The organism is Streptomyces sp. NPDC041122 (assembly GCF_055592445.1).
This window is the reverse complement of sequence record NZ_JBVIYQ010000001.1, coordinates 671,864-689,869: the sequence shown is the minus strand read 5'-3', so window position 1 is coordinate 689,869 and position 18,006 is coordinate 671,864. Positions and strand designations below refer to the sequence as shown.

Genomic DNA, 18,006 nt, shown 5'->3' with positions numbered 1-18,006 from the left:
CCTGACGGTGCCGTACCGGTCAGCGGTCAGTACGTCAGACCGTGGCCGATCGGGTACAGCACCCGCGTCGGGTCGTCCGCCCGCCGCACGGGTACCGGCAGCCGCCCCTGAGGGGCGGTCTTCCCGGCGATCACCCGTGCGGCGGCGCGGAGTTCGACGTCCGTCCAGCAGTACGAGGCGAGGGCGGCGTCGACGGGGGGCAGGTGCGCGACGTCGTACGGGTTGCGGATCGCGAGGGTGACGACCGGGAGGCCGGTGGCCTTGAGGGCGCTCACGAGGGCGATCTGACCGTCGGCTCCCGCTCGGTCTCCCGACGGGTCCGTGGCCTGGTGGGTGCGGGCCTTGCCGGTCCCGTCCAGGTCGGTGTTGGCGGCCTGGGTGTTGTCCTCGGTACGGGTGTGGGTGGTGACGTTGTACGTGGCCACCAGGACGGCGTGCCGCTCCCGCGCCGCGGCCACGGCCTCCTCGATCGTCGCGGGGTCCGGCGCGGTGCCGGTGGGCAGCGCCACGGCCCGGAACCCGAGGCCGTTCAGGGCGCCCGCGAGGACGGTGGTCGGCGGGCCCGTGGTGCCGGACGGCGAACGGGGGTCCGCTCCGACCACCAGGATGTCGCGGTGCGTGGCGGGCGACAGTGGGAGCAGGCGGCCGGAGTTGACCAGCAGGGTGGTCGTGGCGTCGGCGATGGTGTCGGCGGCGACCAGGTGGGCGGGGCTGCCCACGGTGGCGTCGATCGCTTCGGGGGAGCTGGGGGAGACGGGGGCGCCGGCGGCGGGGTTCCCCGGTTCCTCTTCGCCCAGGTGGGCGTCGAGGAGGCCCGCGTCCGCCTTCATGCGCAGGACGCGGAGGACCGACGCGTCGATGCGCTCCTCGGTCAGTTCGCCGTCCGCGACCGCCTGGAGGACCGCGTTCCACGCGACGTCCGGGCGGGGCGGGTTGAGGAGCTGGTCGACGCCCGCCTTGAGGGCGAGTACGGCCACCCGGTCGTCGCCGTACTTCGTGCGGACACCGCGCATCGCGAGCGAGTCCGTGGAGATCACCCCGTCGAAGCCGAGCTCCTCGCGGAGGATGCCGGTGAGGATCGGGCGGGAGAGCGTCGCGGGGTCGCCCGAGGGGTCGAGCGCGGGCACCACGATGTGCGCGGTCATGACGGAGTCGACGCCGGCGGCGACGGCGGCGCGGAAGGGGGGCGCGTCGTGCCGGTCCCACTCCTCGCGGGTGTGGTGGATGTGCGGCAGCTCGGTGTGGCTGTCGTCGGTGGTGTCGCCGTGACCGGGGAAGTGTTTGGCCGCCGTGGCGATGCCGGCGCTGTGGTAGCCCTCGATCTGTGCGGTGACGAAACCGGCGACCGCGTCGGCGTCGGCGCCGAAGGAGCGGACGCCGATGACGGGGTTGGCGGGGTCGACGTTGACGTCGGCGTCCGGGGCGTGGTCCTGGTGGATGCCGAGGGCGCGGAGCTCGGCGCCGGCGATGCGGGCGGCCTCGCGGGCGTGGTCGTGCGAGCCGGACGCGCCGAGGGCCATGGCGCCGGGAAGGAGGGTGGCGGGGGCGCCGACGCGGGCGACGGCGCCGTGCTCCTGGTCGACGGAGACGAGGACGGGGAGGGTTCCCGACGCTGCCGCCGCCTGCTGGATGCCGTGGGAGAGGGCGGCGATCTGGTGCGGGGCACGGGTGTTGTGGGCCCAGCCGAAGTAGATGACGCCGCCGAGCCGGTAGCGGGCGATCAGTTCGGCTGCGTCGCGGACGCCGAGTTCGCGGAGGTTGGTGTCGACGTCGGCCTGGTCGGGGTCGGTGGCGGTGTGGCCGTACACGTGCATGACGAAGAGCTGGCCGACCTTGTCCTCCAGGGAGAGCGTGCGCAGGAGCTCTCGGAGGCGCTGGTCGCGGCGGGCGGGCTGCTGTGGCTGGGACACCGGGGCGGGCTCCTGCGGGCTGGAGGAAACTTTCAGGAGTTACCGATATCCCGAAGATTTCTGCCGGTCAAGGCCGGACGCGGACCGCCACCGGCGCGGTGGAGGGGAGCGCACCGGTGACGGCGGGCTGCCGGCCGCGGGCGGCGGAGAGAGGGAGGTCGGTGGTCGCGACGAGCGGCACCGACACCGCCCACGGACGCGTGGCAGCGTGCGGGTTGGACGGGGGCGGGGGTGTGGCGGTTCCCGATTGGGCGTGGGCGGCTGCGGTTGGGGGCCGGCTTCCCGGGTGCGGGGTGCGGGGTGCGGGGTGCGGGGTGCTGTGGGCCGGGGTCTGCGCGTTCCGTCGGTCCGTGGGTGCGGGGCCGCGGGGGTATGTCCGCACTCGCCATCCCTGCGTCACGCCTCGCGGACAATTTTGTTAGTGCTGGCTTGCTCCGTGCGGACATGCCCCCACGTCCCCTCCCGCGCCTTCGCGGCTGCGGGGCGGCGGTCACTCCTGGGGGCCGAGCCGGACCCCGCGGGCTTCGGCGATGACGTCCAAGGCGTGGACACGCCACGGGTAGAAGTCTGTCGACCTGCGGCAGAATGCCAGTACGTGTTCGTGCGCCTCGGCCGTGCCGATCCTCAGGAGGGCGGTGACGGCAGGTTCGTGCGCGCCGGACCAGGAGCCGGGGGCGAGGAGTGTCACCAGAGGCGTGAGGCATGCGGCTGTGCCCCGCTCGACGAGCGCGAGGGCCGCGGCCTCCCGCGCGGGGCAGGCGGTGGCCAGCGGTCCGCCGAGAGGCGCGGCGAACCTGATGCGTGGCGGCGGGGGCGGTGTCGCGGCGAGCCGGCCCAGGGCGGCGGTCGCCTCGGCCTCGGGGAGCGCGGCGAGCGCCGCGACGAGCTGGGCGCCCAGATCGTCGCCCAGGGCGTCGACGGGGCCGTCGGCGAGCGCGACGAGGGTCGGCAGTGCCGGGGAGCCGATACGGGAGAGGGCCCGCACGGCGGCGCGTGCGAGGAAGGGCTCGGCATGGGGAGCGACGAACCCGCCGAGCGCGTGGGCCGACTCCGTCACCGGGAACGCGCCCAGGGCCGCCACCGCGCGCGCCCGCACCGCCTCGTGCGGCGAGCGCGCGCAGGCCAGCACCACCGCGAGGGTGTGCGGTGCGCCGATCGCGCCGAGAGCCCGCACGGCGTGCGCGCGCAGGGTGCCCGGAGCCTCTTCGTCGGACGCCAGGGCGGCGAGTACTTCGGTGGCCTCCGCGTGCCGCAGGGCGCCGAGCGCGTCGGCGGCGGCCGCGCGCACGGTGACCGGTGCCGAGTCCTGCGCCAGGACGGACCGGAGAGCCGGGGCGGCCTCATGGCTCCCCGCGAGCCCCAACGCGCGTGCGGCACCGACGCGTTGGACCGCGGCGCCGTCCGGCCGCGTCAACAGCCCCACGGTCTCGGGCGGGGGCACGGGCATCGTGGCGATCAGCTCCGTCACCGCGTCGCTGATGTGTCGGTCGCCCAGTGCCGCGAGGAGCGGTCCGGCCGCCTCGGTTCCCGCGCAGGCGGCGAGAGCACCGGCCGCGGCCCGGCGCACCGGTGGCGCCGGTGACTCGCGCAGATGACGGCGGAGCGCGGCGATGTGCCCGTCCCGGTCCGCCGCCGCGAAGAGTTCGGGCTCGGCCGCGATGCGGGCGCAGACCGCGGCCACGGCGTGCGGCGGTCGCTCGGCGTCGGCGGACTCGGCCGCGCGGCGGAGCACGGACGACAGGTGGTCCCGGCCTTCCTCGGTCCTGGCCAGCAGCTCAGTGGCGAGTCGTGCCGTCTCGGGATCCGGGTCGCGCTGTGGTGCCTGAAGGAGCTGCTCCGTGGACGGCCACGTGCGCGGGGGCGGCCATGCGGCGGCGGGCAGCGCGTGCAGTGCCGTGAGCGCCGCCCTGCGCAAGGGAGTGGACGAGGCGGACGAGTGCGCCAGCACCAGGAGTGCGGAGGCCGCCCGCGGGTCCCCGATCGCCCCGAGCGTCCGCACCACGTGCTGCGCACGGTCCGGCAAGTACTCCCACAGCGCGGCGAGGAGCAAAGGCACGGCCTGCGTCGCGCGCAGCTCGGCCAGCGCGTCCAGCACCAGCGTGGTCCAGTAGCCGCGGCCGGGCGCCAACTGCCCGCACAGTGCGACGAGCCCACGCACCACGTCCGGCCCGCCAATGGCGACCAGGGCCTTCGCCGCGGGCTTCGCCAACTGCTCGCGGGGGTCGTCGGGGTCGGTGAGGGCACGCAGCAGGACGGGAACCGCATGGGGTGTGCGCAGCCTCCCCAGTGAGCGGACGGCATTCCAGCGCACTCCGTGCAGCGGCCGGTCCTGACGGATGCAGAAGTCGAGCGTTGAGGCGACTTCCGGTGTGGGCGTGGCGCTGCCCAGCATCGCGATGGCGTACACGGCCACCTCGTTGTCCTGGGACCGGGTGGCCGCGCACAGCCCCGCCACGTCGCCGGCCAACCGCAGGTCCATCAGCTCCGCGATCGACGAGGCCCGCTCCACTCAGGCCCCCGTGCCCTCGGGCACCTGGTCCGACATCGCGACGAAGAGCGGAGTCCCGACGAGGACGGTCACTTCCCGCCCGTCCGGACGCGTCACGGTGTCCCGCAGCAGGTGCCGCGCCAAGAACTCGCAGTTCATGGGCGGCACGGTCAACGACTCGGCGCAGCGCAGCACGTTCTCGGTGACGCTTCCCCGGCTCGGCATGCGGCCCCGGACCCGTACCTCGAACTGCCTCTCCCACTCGGGTGGGGTGTCCTGGAGCAGTCGGAAGAGCGCAGGCAGTCCCGAGAAGCCGACGCGGTGCATCTCGGGGGCCGCCTTGTGGCCGATCAGGTGATCCGCCGACCCGATGAGGGCGACGACCGTGTCACCGTCGTACCCCGTCATCAGCGTGGGGCCGTCGGGGTCCCCGTATCCCGCGATCCGCAGGGCCGCCTCTCCCCGGAACCAGGCCGCGGGCTCCGTCATCCAGCTGACGTCGTGTTCCCGGTCGAGATACGCCTCCACGAGGTCGAGCCGGTCGTATGCGGTCGTCTCGGAGCGCGGCGCCTGCAGGGCCAGGCCGAGGACCTTCAGGTCGAGCTTGGCCTCCACGGCGAGCCGCCGCAGGAGCTTCTGCGGGATCTGCCCGTACAGCATGTCCACCTTGGCGGTGGAGACGTAGAGGTAATAGCGCATCGGCGGGATCAGCCACCGTCCGTACGGGCGCTGCGGCTCGACCTGACCCGCACAAGCACGGTGCCGCCTCTCATCGATCTCCCCATGAATCGGTCAACCTGGCGTGGTGCACGGGGTGTTGAGGGATTACGAGCGGAAGCATCCCATACTCGGCGACGTTCCACGGCGCTCTCGCCATGGACGCGAAACGCCCGAGGCTTTGCCCCGACCGGCCGTAAGGGCGTCAGCCCGCCCAGTGCGCCCGCAAGGAGTCGACCGTCGCGGCGATCGCCGGCCGGCGCGAGGCTCCCGTGCGCCACAAGGCGTAGAGCCTGCGGACCGGCACCGGGTCCAGGGAGACGGTCACCGCGCCGTCCGGCAGCGGTCCGCGGCCGAGGCGGGGGATGAGCGCGACCCCGAGCCCCGCCGCGACCAGCGCGACCAACGTGGGGTTCTCCTCCGCCATATGAGCGATGTCCGGCTCGCAGCCGGCCTCGCGGAGCGTACGGATCAGCCACTCGTGGCAGACGAGCCCCGGCGGCTGCGTGATCCAGCGCTCGGACTTCAGCTCCTCGCGCCGCACCGCGTCCCGCCCGGCGAGCCGGTGCCCCGCCGGCACCACCAGGTCGCAGAGGTCGTCGCCGATGACCGCCTGCTCGACCCCTGGCGGCGCGGGCAGCGGCGCGATGTCCCAGTCGTGGACGACGGCCACGTCGACCGCCCCCTTGGCCACCAGGTCGATCGACAGGTGCGGGTCGATCTCCGTCATGCGCGCGTCCAGCGCCGGATGGCGGCGCGCCAGGTCCGCGAGGACCCCCGGCAGCAGTCCCCGCGCCGCCGAGGCGAACGCCGCGATGCCGAGCCGCCCCGCGGGCACCCCGCGCCGCTCCTCCAGCTCGGTCTCGGCGCTCTCCATGATGGCCATCAACTGCCGTGCCGTGTCCGCGAGATGGAGTGCTTCTTCGGTGAGCGCGACACCTCGGCCGCGGCGTTCGAGGAGCGTCGTGCGCGTCTCGCGTTCGAGCTTGGCTATCTGCTGGGAGACCGCGGACGGCGTGTAGCCGAGCGCGGTGGCGGCCGCGCCCACTGAGCCGTGCACGAAGACGGCGTGCAGCGCGCGGAGCCGGGCGAGATCGAGCACGGGGTGCCTCACCATTCGTAAGCGTTGCTTCATCCCATCATGCAGAGATCCGCGCTGGTCCTACACGGTCGTGCCGGGTGATCCTCGTCGCATGAGACCCGCACACATCTGTCTCGCTGTTCTCGTCGCCGCCGTCTGGGGCGTCAACTTCGTGGTGATCGAACTCGGGCTCGGCCACTTCCCGCCACTGCTCTTCTCCGCCCTCCGCTTCCTCGTCGCCGCACTGCCCGCCGTGTTCTTCGTGGGCCCGCCGAAGGTGGCCTGGAAGTGGGTGGTGGGGGTCGGACTCGTGCTGGGCGTGGCCAAGTTCGGGCTGCTCTTCATCGGGATGGACGCCGGGATGCCCGCCGGTCTGTCCTCGCTCGTGCTCCAGGCCCAGGCCGTCTTCACCGCCCTGTTCGCCTTCGTGGCGCTGGGGGAGCGGCCGGGGCGGGTACGGGCCTGGGGCATGGTCGTCGCCTTCACGGGGATCGGCGTCGCCGCCGTCGACGAGGGGGCGGGCGGACCGCTCACCGCCTTCGCCCTGCTGATCGGGGCCGCCGCCTGCTGGGGCGTGTCCAACGTCCTCACCCGCAGGGCCGCCCCGCCGGATGCCCTGAACTTCATGGTGTGGGTGAGCACCGTCCCGGTGCTGCCCCTGCTCGGGCTCTCGCTGCTCTTCGAGGGGCCCGCGCGGGACCTGGCCGCCCTGCGCTCGCTGGACTGGCAGGGCGCGGGCATCATCGTCTACGTCGCCTGGGTCACCACTGTCTTCGGCTTCGGCGCCTGGGGGTATCTGCTGCGCCGCCACCCGGCCTCCACGGTCGCCCCGTTCTCGCTGCTCGTGCCGGTCTTCGGCATGTCCTCCGCGGCCCTGCTGCTCGGCGAGCCGGTGAGCGCGCTGCGGTGGTGCGCCGCGGCCCTGCTGGTGGGCGGGGTCGCGCTGACCTCGTTCGCCCGGCCGGGCGGCGTCAGCCGGAGCGGGCCACGAGCTGTGACAGCAGTTCCCGGCCGGGACCGAGCAACGGGGCCAGCGGCGCCGCCTCCTCGTACCAGCGCTTCTCGTACTCCCAGCACAGCCACCCCGCCCGGTGCTCCCCGCTGAGCAGCGCCACGCACTCCGCGAGCGGCAGGACCCCGGCGCCGAGCGGCAGCGGGGTGGTGTCGTCGGCCGATGCGATGTCCTTGACCTGGACGTAGCCGAGGTAGGGGGAGAGAGCGGCGAAGGTGTCGGCGACGGGTTCGCCGCCGAGCCAGGTGTGCATCACGTCCCACAGCGCGCCGACCTGACGGTGGCCGACCGTGCCGAGGACGCGGGTCGCGTCGGCGCCCGTGCGGTGCGAGTCGTGGGTCTCCAGGAGGATGCGGACGCCCGCGTCGGCGGCGTACCGGGCGGCGGTGCCAAGCCGCCGCGCGGCCGTCGCGTCGGCCTCGGCCGCGCTCCGGTCGGTGCCGCCGCCCGGGAAGACGCGGACGAAGGGGGCGCCCAGGTCGCGGGCGAGGCCGACGAGGGAGCCGATCTCGTCGAGGACCGGCTCGTCGTCGCCGGGCGCCGCCACGCGCGCGTACCCCGCGACACCGAGGATCTCGACGCCCGATGCCTTGAACTCGGCGGCCACGTCCGCCCGTTCGGCGAGCCCGAGGCCGGGGTGTACCGGCTCCTCCGGGTGCGCGCGGAGCTCGACGCCGTGGTAGCCGTGGGCGGTGGCGAGCGCCAGGACGTCGGGGACGGGCAGGCCCGGCACGCCGAGCGTGGAGAAGGCGAATTTCATGGACCCGACAGTAGGCGGGACCCGGAGGTGGCCGACAGCAGGCGGCGCGCGGACGCGGTCGGCCCCGCCGCCCCGGCCGGGCCAATGACCTCGGGAACCCTCAGAGGAACGCCAGCCGCGCCCCCAGCGCCGCGAACGCCACCGCGAAGGTGCGCCGCATCCGGCCGACCACCCGGGGCCGCGAGATGACGTGGTCGCGCATCGCCGCCGCGAACCGCCCGTACGCCACGAAGACCACGAACGTGATCAGCATGAAGTACGCGCTGAGCTCCGTCATCCGCAGGAAGGCGTACGGCTCGTCGGGGCTCACGAACTGTGGCAGGAACGCGAGGAAGAAGAGCGTCAGCTTCGGGTTGAGGATGTTGATCAGCACGCCGGTCAGGATGGTGCGGCCCGCCGAACGCGGCTCGCTCTCCCGCCCGGTGGTGAGCTCGCTCTTGTCGCGCAGCGTGCTCCACGCCATGTACAGGAGGTAGGCCACGCCCAGGTACTTGAGCGTCTGGAAGGCGACCGCGCTGGCGTTCAGGAGCGCCGCGAGGCCGGTGATCGCGGCGACCATGTGCGGGACGACGCCCAGGGTGCAGCCGACGGCCGCGATCACCGCGGCCCGGGTGCCGCGCGCGAGACCGGCCGCGATCGTGAACAGGACGCCGGTGCCGGGCGTCACGCAGACCACCAGGGAGGTGAGGAGAAATTCCATGCCCCGACCCTCCCGCCACAATGGCTCCATGAACAGGTCCATTGGATCTCCTGCCGACCGGTCCACAACCCCGCCCGCGCCCCCGGTCGCCGCCACGTCCGACTGGCTGCAGCTCAACACCGCGGACGCCCCGCGCGGCGGGCTCAGCGACTGGCTGACCCGGCGGATCAGGGCCGCCATCGCCGACGGCCGCCTCACCGCGGGCAGCCGCCTCCCCGCCACCCGCACCCTCGCCGGCGACCTCCGCGTCTCCCGGGGCGTCGTCACCGAGGCCTACCGCCGCCTCACCGAGGACGGACACGTCGCGGGGCGCGGCCGGGCGGGGACGGTGGTGGTGGCGGTACCGCGGGCCGCGGCGCCGGGGGAGGTGCGGGGCGGGTCAACTCCCGTACCGGTCAAGGCCGATGACCGCCCGCCGGAGCCCCGGGCCCTTTTCGCGTCATCCCCCGAGGACCTCGGCTTGTTCGACGCGATCCGGGCCGTGCCCGCCCGGATCGACCTCTCGCCGGGACTGCCCGACCTCTCCGCCTTCCCGCGCGCGGCCTGGCTGCGCGCCGAGCGGTCCGTGCTCGGGCGGCTCACGCCGACGGACTTCGGGTACGGGGATCCGCGCGGCACGCCGGCCCTGCGCGGCGCCGTCGCGCGCTGGCTCTCCCGGAGCCGGGGGATCCGCGCCGACCCCGACGACGTGCTGATCGTGAACGGCACGGCCCAGGCGCTGCGGCTGCTCGTGGACGTGCTGGGCGCGGCGGGCATCACGCGGGTGGCGGTCGAGGAACCGGGATCGCTCGGCGTACGGCAGCACCTGCGGCCGCTCGGAACGCCGCCCGTCCCGGTCGACGCGCAGGGAGTCCGCGTCGACGCCCTGCGCGCGACCGGGGCGCCCGCGGTGCTGCTGACGCCCGCCCACCAGTTCCCCACCGGTGTCGTCCTCGGCGGCGAGCGGCGCCGCGAGCTGATGGCGTGGGCCCGCGACGGCGGCCTCGTCATCGAGGACGACTACGACGCCGAACACCGTTACGACCGCCCCGCGGTCCCCGCCCTGCGCTCACTCCTCCCGGACCAGGTCTGTTACGCGGGCAGCGTCTCGAAGCTGCTGGCGCCGGCGTTGCGCCTGGGCTGGCTGCTGGCGCCCCCGGCCCACCGGGACGCGCTGGTGGACGCCAAACGCCTCATCGACCTCGGCACCGCCGCCCTGCCCCAGCTCACCCTCGCCCACCTCATGGACTCCGGCGATCTGGAACGCCACCTGCGCCTGGTCCGCAGACATCACCGCAGGCGCAGGGACGCGATGATCGAGGCGATCGGGAGGCGGCTGCCGGGGGCGGTGGTGCACGGCGCGGCGGCGGGCCTGCACCTGACGATCACTCTGGACGCGTACGCGTACGAGGGCGGCGACACGGCCCTGGCGGCGGACGCCCTCCACCGCGGAGTCAAGACCCACCCCTTGTCCTGGCACACCCAACTCCCGCACGCCGCGGGGCTGGTGCTCGGTTACGCGGCGTCCGGGACGGCGGAGATCGCGGAGGGGGTGGGGGTACTGGGTGACCTGCTCGCCGGGGGCGGCCGCGCGGGACGTGGACGCCGAGGGTGAGCTGACCGCCCGCCGACAGAATCGCCCTCGGCGGGGCACGTCGCCCTACGTGCCTGCCACGGGCCGGGGTCGGCCGGAACGCCGGCTGGGCGGTGGCCTCGCGGGGCGGGTCCTTGGGGTGCCCGGCGACCCGTAATCCCCTACCGGGGCGCCGCCGTGGACCCCCGCACCATCAACTCCCCGTGCACCGTGGCCACTCCGCCCGGTGGCGGGTTCTCCTTGGCCATCGCGATGCGGCCCGCCCGGGCGCCCGCCTCGTGCAGGGGGAGGCGGACCGTCGTGAGGGCGGGGACCGCGTCGATGCTGAAGGGCAGGTCGTCGAAGCCCGCCACCGACACGTCGTCGGGGATGCGCAGGCCCTTGTCGCGCAGGGCCGCGCAGGCGCCCAGGGCCACCGTGTCGTTGGCGGCCACGACGGCCGTCAGATCGGGCGCGCGGCGCAGGAGTTCGGCCGTCGCGTCGTAGCCGGAGCGGCGGTCGTAGGGGCCGTGGACCGTGAGCGCCGGGTCGTCCGCGATGCCGCGCGCGGCGAGCGCGGCGCGGTGGCCCTCCAGGCGGTGCCGGGTCGTCGTGCGTTCCTCGGGACCCGCGATGTAGCCGACGCGCCGGTGGCCGAGGCCCAGCAGGTGTTCCGTCAACTGCTGGCCGCCGCCCCGGTTGTCGAAGGTGAGCGCCACCGCCTCGGTGTCCGGGGCGGGCGGTCTGCCGCAGAGCACCACCCGGGCGCCCGCCTCCGCGAGGCGCCGCAGCTTGCCGGCGAGGGCCGCCGCGTGGTCCGGGTCCTCGACGGCGCCTCCGGTGAGGACGACCGCGGCGGCGCGTTGGCGCTGAAGGAGCGTGAGGTAGGTGAGTTCGCGCTCCGGGGAGCCGCCCGTGTTGCAGACGACGGCCATCCGCTCCCCGCCGGCCCGTCCCCCCGGCCCGCCGATCTCGGACTGCACCGCCCCCGCCATGATCCCGAAGAAGGGGTCGGCGATGTCGTTGACGAGGATGCCGACCAGGTCGGACGTGGCCGCGGCCAGCGAGCTCGCGGGACCGTTCAGGACGTAGTCGAGGTCGTCCACGGCGCGCAGGACGCGCTCGCGCGTGGCCGCGGCCACGGGGTAGTTGCCGTTCAGCACACGCGAGACGGTGGCGGGGGAGACCTGCGCTCGGGCCGCCACGTCCGCCAGGGTCACGGTCATCTCGTACTCCTCCGGTCACCGGACGCACGGCCCGGTCACCCATATGTCGGCGCCCGGTCACCGCTCTCGACCGGCACCCTTGTCCGAACCTTGTCGGGCAGGCTAGCTTGCATCCGTATAGAAAGCGCTTGCTACGCTCCTACGGAGGGACTTTCGTGACACGCAAGACGGTGCGCATCGCCATGAACGGCGTCACCGGACGCATGGGCCACCGCCAGCACCTGGTCCGCTCGATCCTCGCCCTCCGCGAACAGGGCGGCCTCGACCTGGGCGACGGCACCGTGCTGTGGCCCGAGCCCGTCCTGGTCGGCCGCAGGGAGCCCGCGCTGCGCGCGCTCGCCGCGCGGTACGGCCTGGAGCACGTCTCGACCGACCTCGACGCCGTCCTCGCCGACCCGGCCGTCGACATCTACTTCGACGCCCAGGTCACCTCGGCCCGCGAGGACGCCCTGAAGCGGGCCATCGCCGCGGGCAAGCACGTCTACACCGAGAAGCCGACCGCCACCGGCCTCGACGCCGCCCTCGGTCTCGCCCGGCTCGCCGAGGCGGCGGGCGTCAAGCACGGCGTCGTCCAGGACAAGCTCTTTCTGCCGGGGCTGCGCAAGCTCAAGCGGCTCGTCGACAGCGGCTTCTTCGGGCGGATCCTGTCCGTGCGCGGCGAGTTCGGCTACTGGGTCTTCGAGGGCGACACCCAGCCCGCCCAGCGCCCGTCCTGGAACTACCGGGCGCAGGACGGCGGCGGCATCGTCGTCGACATGTTCCCGCACTGGGAGTACGTCCTGCACGAGCTGTTCGGCCGGGTGCGCAGCGTCCAGGCGCTCACCGCCACCCACGTCCCGCAGCGCTGGGACGAGCACGACAAGCCCTACGAGGCCACCGCCGACGACGCCGCGTACGGCATCTTCGAACTCGACGGCGGCGCGATCGCGCAGATCAACTCCTCCTGGACGGTCCGCGTCCACCGCGACGAACTCGTCGAGTTCCAGGTCGACGGCGTCGAGGGCTCGGCGGTCGCGGGCCTGCGCACCTGCCGCGTACAGCACCGCGCCACGACCCCGAAACCGGTCTGGAACCCCGACCTGCCCGCCACCGAGTCCTTCCGCGACCAGTGGCAGGAAGTCCCCGACAACCAGGGCCCCGAGGGGTTCGACAACGGCTTCAAGGCTCAGTGGGAGCTCTTCCTCAAGCACGTGTACGCCGACGCGCCCTACCGCTGGGACCTCCTCGCCGGCGCCCGCGGCGTGCAACTCGCCGAGCTGGGCCTGCGGTCCTCCGCGCAGGGCCGTCGCATCGAGGTCCCGGAGATCGCCCTGTGAGCGCCACCCTCCTGCTCCCCGCCGCGGACGGCGGCACGCGCGCGTACACCCCCCGCGGCGAGCCGCCGCGCACCGCGCCGGGCGGCCCGCCGCTCACCTCGCGCACCGTCTTCTCCGCCGCCCACGTGGTCGCCGACCCCCGCGCGGACGTCACCCCGGACGGCCCCGCCGCCGTCGACTGGGACGCCACGCTCGCCTTCCGCCGCCACCTCTGGTCGCACGGCCTGGGCGTCGCCGAGGCCATGGACACCGCCCAGCGCGGCATGGGCCTGGACTGGGCAGGTGCCGCCGAGCTGATCCGCAGATCGGCCGCCGAGGCGAGGGCGGTCGGCGGCCGGCTCGCCTGCGGCGCCGGCACCGACCAACTGGCCCTGCCCGCAAGCCTTTCCGAGGTCCGCGCCGCGTACGAGGAGCAGCTGGCCCTCGTCGAGTCGGCCGGCGCCCGCGCCGTCCTGATGGCCTCACGGGCACTGGCCGCCGCCGCGACCTCGCCGGACGACTACCTGGAGACGTACGGCCACCTCCTGCGCCAGGCCCGCGAACCGGTGATCCTGCACTGGCTCGGCCCGATGTTCGACCCCGCCCTGGAGGGCTACTGGGGCTCCGCCGACCTGGACGCGGCCACGGAGACCTTCCTCCAGGTGATCGCCGCCCACCCGGACAAGGTCGACGGCATCAAGGTCTCGCTCCTGGACGCGGGACGCGAGATCGCCCTGCGCCGCCGCCTGCCCGACGGCGTGCGCTGCTACACGGGCGACGACTTCCACTACCCCGAGCTGATCGCCGGGGACGACCACGGCTTCAGTCACGCGCTGCTCGGCATCTTCGACCCGCTGGGCCCGCTCGCCGCCGAGGCCGTCCGGCTCCTGGACACGGGGGACACCAAGGGCTTCCGCGCCCTCCTCGATCCCACCGTCGAGCTGTCCCGCCATCTCTTCCGGGCCCCCACCCGGTACTACAAGACCGGCGTCGTGCTGCTCGCCTGGCTGGCCGGGCACCAGACGCACTTCACCATGGTCGGCGGCCTGCAGTCGGCCCGCCCGCTGCCGCACCTGGCCCGCGCCTACGAACTGGCCGACGGACTCGGCCTGTTCCCCGACCCCGACCTCGCGGCCACCCGCATGCGAGCCCTGCTCACCGTCCACGGAGTCCCCCAATGAGCCTCGCCCCCAGCACTCCACCGAGCCCGCAGCCCCCCATGTCGCTGTCCCGGCTCAGCATCAACCAGGAGACCCTCAAGCAGTGGTCCCTCCCCGAACTCGCCGAGGGCTGCGCCAAGGAGGGCATCGACGCGGTCGGCCTGTGGCGCGCACCGGTCCAGGAGTACGGGGTGGAGCGCGCCGCCCGGCTGATGCGGGACGCCGGCCTCACGGTGACCAGCCTCTGCCGGGGCGGCTTCTTCACCGGCCCCGACGAGGCGGCACGCGCGCGTGCCCTCGACGACAACCGCGCGGCGGTCGACGAGGCGGCCGTGCTCGGCACCGACACCCTGGTCCTCGTCTGTGGCGGTCTGCCGCCCGGCAGCAAGGACCTGGCGGGCGCGCGCGAGCGCGTGGCCGACGCGCTCGCCGTCCTCGGCCCCTACGCCGAGGAGCGGGGTGTACGGCTCGCCATCGAGCCGCTGCACCCGATGTTCGCCGCGGACCGCTGCGTGGTCTCCACCCTCGGCCAGGCCCTCGACCTCGCGGAACGCTTCCCCGCGCGGCAGGTCGGCGTGGTCGTGGACACCTACCACGTCTGGTGGGACGACCGGGCGCCCGAGGAGATCGCGCGGGCGGGCAGGGGCGGCCGTCTGCACGCCTTCCAACTGGCCGACTGGATCACGCCGCTGCCCGCGGGCGTCCTGCTGGGGCGGGGGCAACTGGGCGACGGCAGCATCGACTTCAGGGCGTGGCGTGCCCTGGTCGACGCCGCCGGGTACCGCGGCCGGATCGAGGTGGAGATCTTCAACGAGGCCCTGTGGGCGCGCGAGGGGAGCGCGGCGCTCCAGGAGACGGCGGAACGCTTTCGCGCGTACGCCTGAGAGCCCGGACCCGGCGGGGCCCGTACGCCCGGTCCCTACTTGCGGCCGCCCAGGATCTGCCCCAGCAGGTCGCCGAGGCCGCCGCCCGAGGAGGGCGCGGACGCCGTGGGGCCCGCACCGCCGGGCCCCTTCGTGCGCGCGGCCCGCTTGGAGAGCACCGCGAGGACGACGGGGATGAGCATCTCGATGACGCGGGTGACCTGCGGCGCGGGGATGCCGGTCTTCTTGGAGACCGCGTTGGCCACCGGCTTGCTCATCTTCGCGAGGACGCCGGACATCATCCCGCCGGCCGCCAGACCGCCCAACCCGCCGAACGCCGCCACCCCTTGGAGGGGCGCCTCCTCGGGCGCCGGTGCCGCGCCGACCTCGGTGATGGCCTGACGCACCTCCGCCGCCTCCGAGGGGTCCGACGTGTCCGCCTTCTCCCGCAGATTCCCGGAGAGCGCGGACACCGTGGTGCCCACCACGTCCTGGGCGCCGGACTGATCCGTTCCGAGCAGACCGGCGATCTCCTGCAGCTTGTCGTCGCCGAGCTCGTGCAGCACGTCCTGCTCGAAGGACCGAGGTTCATCGCTCATGCGACAAACGCTACGTCTGCCCTGCTTTGTCAGCATCTCCAGGCCGCCGGAAAAATTCATGGCAACGCCGTGCAACCCTTCGGGCACCACGCGTGTCGTACTTGGCGTCAGAACCCATGAGGGGGGACCAGGATCTGCGGGGATCCGGGGGATCCGGGGGGGATCGCGAGTTCTGGCAGGGGAGGGGAAACCCGAAGGGGTCCGGTCCGATGCGACCGGGCCCCTTCGAAGGTTGCCGGGGAGTGCGGGCCGCGGGGAGTTTTCCACAGGCTCACCACGCTGTCGGTGCCGGACGGTAGCGTCGGATCATGGCGAGTCCAGCTGCGGCGACGGTGGCGCTCGAGGCGGTCCTCGAGCGCATCACGTACGCCAACGAGGAGACGGGATACACCGTCGCGCGCGTCGACACCGGCCGCGGCGGCGACCTGCTGACCGTGGTCGGCGCCCTGCTCGGCGCGCAGGCCGGCGAGAGCCTGCGGATGCAGGGCCGCTGGGGCTCCCACCCGCAGTACGGCAAGCAGTTCACGGTGGAGAACTACACGACGGTCCTGCCCGCCACCATCCAGGGCATCCGCCGCTATCTCGGCTCCGGCCTCATCAAGGGCATCGGCCCGGTGATGGCCGACCGGATCACCACCCACTTCGGCGTGGACACCCTCGACGTCATCGAGACCGAGCCCGAGCGGCTGGTCGAGGTGCCCGGACTCGGACCCAAGCGGACCAGGATGATCGCCGCGGCCTGGGAGGAGCAGAAGGCCATCAAGGAGGTCATGGTCTTCCTCCAGGGCGTCGGCGTCTCCACCTCCATCGCCGTGCGCATCTACAAGAAGTACGCCGACGCCTCGATCTCCGTGGTGCGCAACGAGCCGTACCGCCTGGCGGCCGACGTCTGGGGCATCGGCTTCCTCACCGCCGACCGCATCGCCCAGTCCGTCGGCATCCCGCACGACAGCCCCGAGCGCGTCAAGGCCGGTCTGCAGTACGCCCTTTCGCAATCCACCGATCAGGGCAACTGCTACCTCCCCGAGGAGCGCCTCATCGCCGACGCGGTGAAGCTCCTCCAGGTCGACACCGGCCTCGTCATCGACTGCCTCGCCGAACTCGCCGGCGAGGAGGAGGGCGTCGTCCGCGAGACCCTCCCCGACCCGGACGGCGGCGACGCCATCGCCGCCGTCTACCTCGTCCCCTTCCACCGCGCCGAACTGTCCCTGGCGGGGCAGCTGTTGCGCCTGCTGCGGACCGGCGAGGACCGCATGCCGGCCTTCCGGGACGTCGCCTGGGACAAGGCGCTCACCTGGCTCGCGGGCCGCACCGGCGCCGCGCTCGCGCCCGAGCAGGAGGAGGCGGTCCGCCTCGCGCTGACCCAGAAGGTCGCCGTCCTGACCGGCGGACCGGGCTGCGGCAAGTCCTTCACGGTCCGCTCCGTCGTCGAGCTGGCCCGCGCCAAGAAGGCCAAGGTCGTCCTCGCCGCCCCCACCGGCCGCGCCGCCAAGCGCCTCGCCGAGCTCACCGGGGCCGACGCCTCCACCGTGCACCGACTGCTCGAACTGAGACCGGGCGGCGACGCGGCATACGACAAGGAGCGGCCGCTCGACGCCGACCTGGTCGTCGTCGACGAGGCCTCGATGCTCGACCTGCTGCTCGCCAACAAGCTGGTGAAGGCCGTGCCGCCCGGCGCCCACCTGCTCTTCGTGGGGGACGTGGACCAGCTGCCCAGCGTCGGCGCCGGCGAGGTGCTGCGGGACCTGCTGAGCGAGGGGAGCCCGATCCCCGCGGTCCGGCTCACCCGCATCTTCCGGCAGGCCCAGGAGTCGGGCGTCGTCACCAACGCCCACCGCATCAACTCCGGTGTCCCGCCCATCACCCAGGGCATGAAGGACTTCTTCCTCTTCGTCGAGGACGAGACCGAGGACGCCGGCCGGGTCACGGTGGACGTCGCCGCGCGCCGCATCCCGCAGAAGTTCGGCCTCGATCCGCGCCGTGACGTCCAGGTCCTCGCGCCCATGCACCGCGGCCCGGCCGGCGCGGGCCACCTCAACGGCCTCCTCCAGCAGGCCATCACCCCGGCCCGGCCCGACCTGCCGGAGAAGCGGTTCGGCGGCCGGGTGTTCCGCGTCGGCGACAAGGTCACCCAGATCCGCAACAACTACGAAAAGGGGCAGAACGGCGTCTTCAACGGCACGGTGGGCGTCGTCACCGCCCTCGACGCCGACGAGCAGCGGCTCACCGTGCGCACCGACGAGGACGAGGAAGTCCCCTACGACTTCGACGAACTGGACGAGCTGGCGCACGCCTACGCCGTGACCATCCACCGCTCCCAGGGCAGCGAGTACCCCGCCGTGGTGATTCCGGTCACCACCGGGGCATGGATGATGCTGCAGCGGAATCTGCTCTACACGGCGGTGACACGCGCCAAGAGGCTGGTCGTTCTGGTCGGTTCGCGCAAGGCTCTGGGTCAGGCGGTGCGCACGGTCTCCGCGGGCAGGCGCTGTACGGCCCTGGATTTCCGGCTTTCCGGACACCGCGGAGCGGGCCCGGGAAAGTTTGATCGATCAAACGAGTCGGAAACGTCACACAGCACTTCCGGAACCGGGGCGAAGGGGGCAGGATGAGCAGGTTGGCGGCACTGAGTGCCGCCAATAG

At 73.7% G+C, this 18,006-nt stretch carries 13 protein-coding genes and 1 pseudogene; 6 read left to right on the top strand and 8 right to left on the bottom strand.

Annotated features, from left to right (window positions below):
• Positions 1-26 precede the first annotated feature (26 nt).
• From ACZ6B8_RS02925 to ACZ6B8_RS02910, 4 genes are all read right to left on the bottom strand, one after another.
• Positions 27-1,814, bottom strand: a complete 1,788-nt coding sequence (locus ACZ6B8_RS02925) for a glycoside hydrolase family 3 protein (protein ID WP_471606449.1) — start codon at positions 1,812-1,814, stop codon at positions 27-29.
• A 586-nt stretch (positions 1,815-2,400) separates the two neighbouring features.
• The gene (locus ACZ6B8_RS02920) at positions 2,401-4,419 is read right to left on the bottom strand and encodes a HEAT repeat domain-containing protein (protein ID WP_471606086.1); all 2,019 of its coding nucleotides are present in this window, start codon (positions 4,417-4,419) and stop codon (positions 2,401-2,403) included.
• Positions 4,420-5,097, bottom strand: a complete 678-nt coding sequence (locus ACZ6B8_RS02915; protein WP_471606085.1) for a DUF7019 family protein — start codon at positions 5,095-5,097, stop codon at positions 4,420-4,422.
• A gap of 223 nt (positions 5,098-5,320) precedes the next feature.
• Positions 5,321-6,217: a LysR family transcriptional regulator gene (locus ACZ6B8_RS02910; RefSeq protein ID WP_471606084.1), complete on the bottom strand. Its 897-nt coding sequence runs from the start codon at positions 6,215-6,217 to the stop codon at positions 5,321-5,323.
• 91 nt (positions 6,218-6,308) lie between these two features.
• On the opposite strand from ACZ6B8_RS02910, the gene ACZ6B8_RS02905 reads away from it, so the two are divergent.
• The gene (locus tag ACZ6B8_RS02905; RefSeq protein WP_471606083.1) at positions 6,309-7,301 is read left to right on the top strand and encodes an EamA family transporter; all 993 of its coding nucleotides are present in this window, start codon (positions 6,309-6,311) and stop codon (positions 7,299-7,301) included.
• Here ACZ6B8_RS02905 and ACZ6B8_RS02900 read toward each other — a convergent pair.
• Both ACZ6B8_RS02900 and ACZ6B8_RS02895 read right to left on the bottom strand, forming a co-directional pair.
• A pseudogene (locus ACZ6B8_RS02900) lies at positions 7,300-7,968 on the bottom strand (sugar phosphate isomerase/epimerase family protein); the annotation flags it as partial. The gene ACZ6B8_RS02905 and the pseudogene ACZ6B8_RS02900 overlap by 2 nt on opposite strands.
• Before the next feature lie 100 nt (positions 7,969-8,068).
• A complete protein-coding gene (locus ACZ6B8_RS02895) occupies positions 8,069-8,668 on the bottom strand; it encodes a LysE family translocator (RefSeq protein ID WP_471073704.1) in 600 nt (199 codons plus the stop codon).
• Between the two features lie 28 nt (positions 8,669-8,696).
• On the opposite strand from ACZ6B8_RS02895, the gene pdxR reads away from it, so the two are divergent.
• Complete coding sequence (gene pdxR, locus ACZ6B8_RS02890; RefSeq protein WP_471606082.1) at positions 8,697-10,262, top strand: MocR-like pyridoxine biosynthesis transcription factor PdxR; 1,566 nt, start codon at positions 8,697-8,699, stop codon at positions 10,260-10,262.
• Positions 10,263-10,402: 140 nt separating this feature from the next.
• Here the strand turns inward: pdxR and ACZ6B8_RS02885 are convergent, their stop codons facing one another.
• Entirely contained in the window at positions 10,403-11,446 is a 1,044-nt protein-coding gene (locus tag ACZ6B8_RS02885; protein WP_471606081.1) for a LacI family DNA-binding transcriptional regulator, read from the bottom strand.
• Positions 11,447-11,601: 155 nt separating this feature from the next.
• Between ACZ6B8_RS02885 and ACZ6B8_RS02880 the strand changes: the two genes are divergently transcribed.
• Genes ACZ6B8_RS02880 through ACZ6B8_RS02870 form a run of 3 tightly spaced genes read left to right on the top strand, consistent with a single transcriptional unit; the run spans position 11,602 to position 14,785 of the window.
• Complete coding sequence (locus ACZ6B8_RS02880) at positions 11,602-12,762, top strand: Gfo/Idh/MocA family protein (protein ID WP_471606080.1); 1,161 nt, start codon at positions 11,602-11,604, stop codon at positions 12,760-12,762.
• Positions 12,759-13,922, top strand: a complete 1,164-nt coding sequence (locus ACZ6B8_RS02875) for a dihydrodipicolinate synthase family protein (RefSeq protein ID WP_471606079.1) — start codon at positions 12,759-12,761, stop codon at positions 13,920-13,922. Before ACZ6B8_RS02880 ends, ACZ6B8_RS02875 begins: the two co-directional genes overlap by 4 nt.
• A gap of 38 nt (positions 13,923-13,960) precedes the next feature.
• Positions 13,961-14,785, top strand: coding sequence for a sugar phosphate isomerase/epimerase family protein (locus tag ACZ6B8_RS02870; RefSeq protein WP_471606448.1), 825 nt, complete (start codon positions 13,961-13,963; stop codon positions 14,783-14,785).
• Positions 14,786-14,820: 35 nt separating this feature from the next.
• Here ACZ6B8_RS02870 and ACZ6B8_RS02865 read toward each other — a convergent pair whose 3' ends face one another.
• On the bottom strand, positions 14,821-15,363 hold the full coding sequence (locus ACZ6B8_RS02865; RefSeq protein ID WP_471073719.1) for a DUF937 domain-containing protein: 543 nt from the start codon (positions 15,361-15,363) through the stop codon (positions 14,821-14,823).
• 308 nt (positions 15,364-15,671) lie between these two features.
• Between ACZ6B8_RS02865 and recD2 the strand changes: the two genes are divergently transcribed.
• Entirely contained in the window at positions 15,672-17,975 is a 2,304-nt protein-coding gene (recD2, locus tag ACZ6B8_RS02860; protein WP_471606078.1) for an SF1B family DNA helicase RecD2, read from the top strand.
• The last annotated feature ends 31 nt before the right edge of the window (positions 17,976-18,006 follow it).

Bases quoted from the DNA above. Each gene is read 5' to 3' on its own strand.
- ACZ6B8_RS02895 (WP_471073704.1), bottom strand. From the start codon at position 8,668: ATGGAATTTCTCCTCACCTCCCTGGTGGTCTGCGTGACGCCCGGCACC.
- ACZ6B8_RS02925 (WP_471606449.1), bottom strand. From the start codon at position 1,814: ATGCACGTGTACGGCCACACCGCCACCGACCCCGACCAGGCCGACGTC.
- ACZ6B8_RS02915 (WP_471606085.1), bottom strand. From the start codon at position 5,097: ATGCGCTATTACCTCTACGTCTCCACCGCCAAGGTGGACATGCTGTAC.
- recD2 (WP_471606078.1), top strand. From the start codon at position 15,672: ATGGCGAGTCCAGCTGCGGCGACGGTGGCGCTCGAGGCGGTCCTCGAG.
- pdxR (WP_471606082.1), top strand. From the start codon at position 8,697: ATGAACAGGTCCATTGGATCTCCTGCCGACCGGTCCACAACCCCGCCC.
- ACZ6B8_RS02905 (WP_471606083.1), top strand. From the start codon at position 6,309: ATGAGACCCGCACACATCTGTCTCGCTGTTCTCGTCGCCGCCGTCTGG.
- ACZ6B8_RS02885 (WP_471606081.1), bottom strand. From the start codon at position 11,446: ATGACCGTGACCCTGGCGGACGTGGCGGCCCGAGCGCAGGTCTCCCCC.
- ACZ6B8_RS02865 (WP_471073719.1), bottom strand. From the start codon at position 15,363: ATGAGCGATGAACCTCGGTCCTTCGAGCAGGACGTGCTGCACGAGCTC.
- ACZ6B8_RS02870 (WP_471606448.1), top strand. From the start codon at position 13,961: ATGTCGCTGTCCCGGCTCAGCATCAACCAGGAGACCCTCAAGCAGTGG.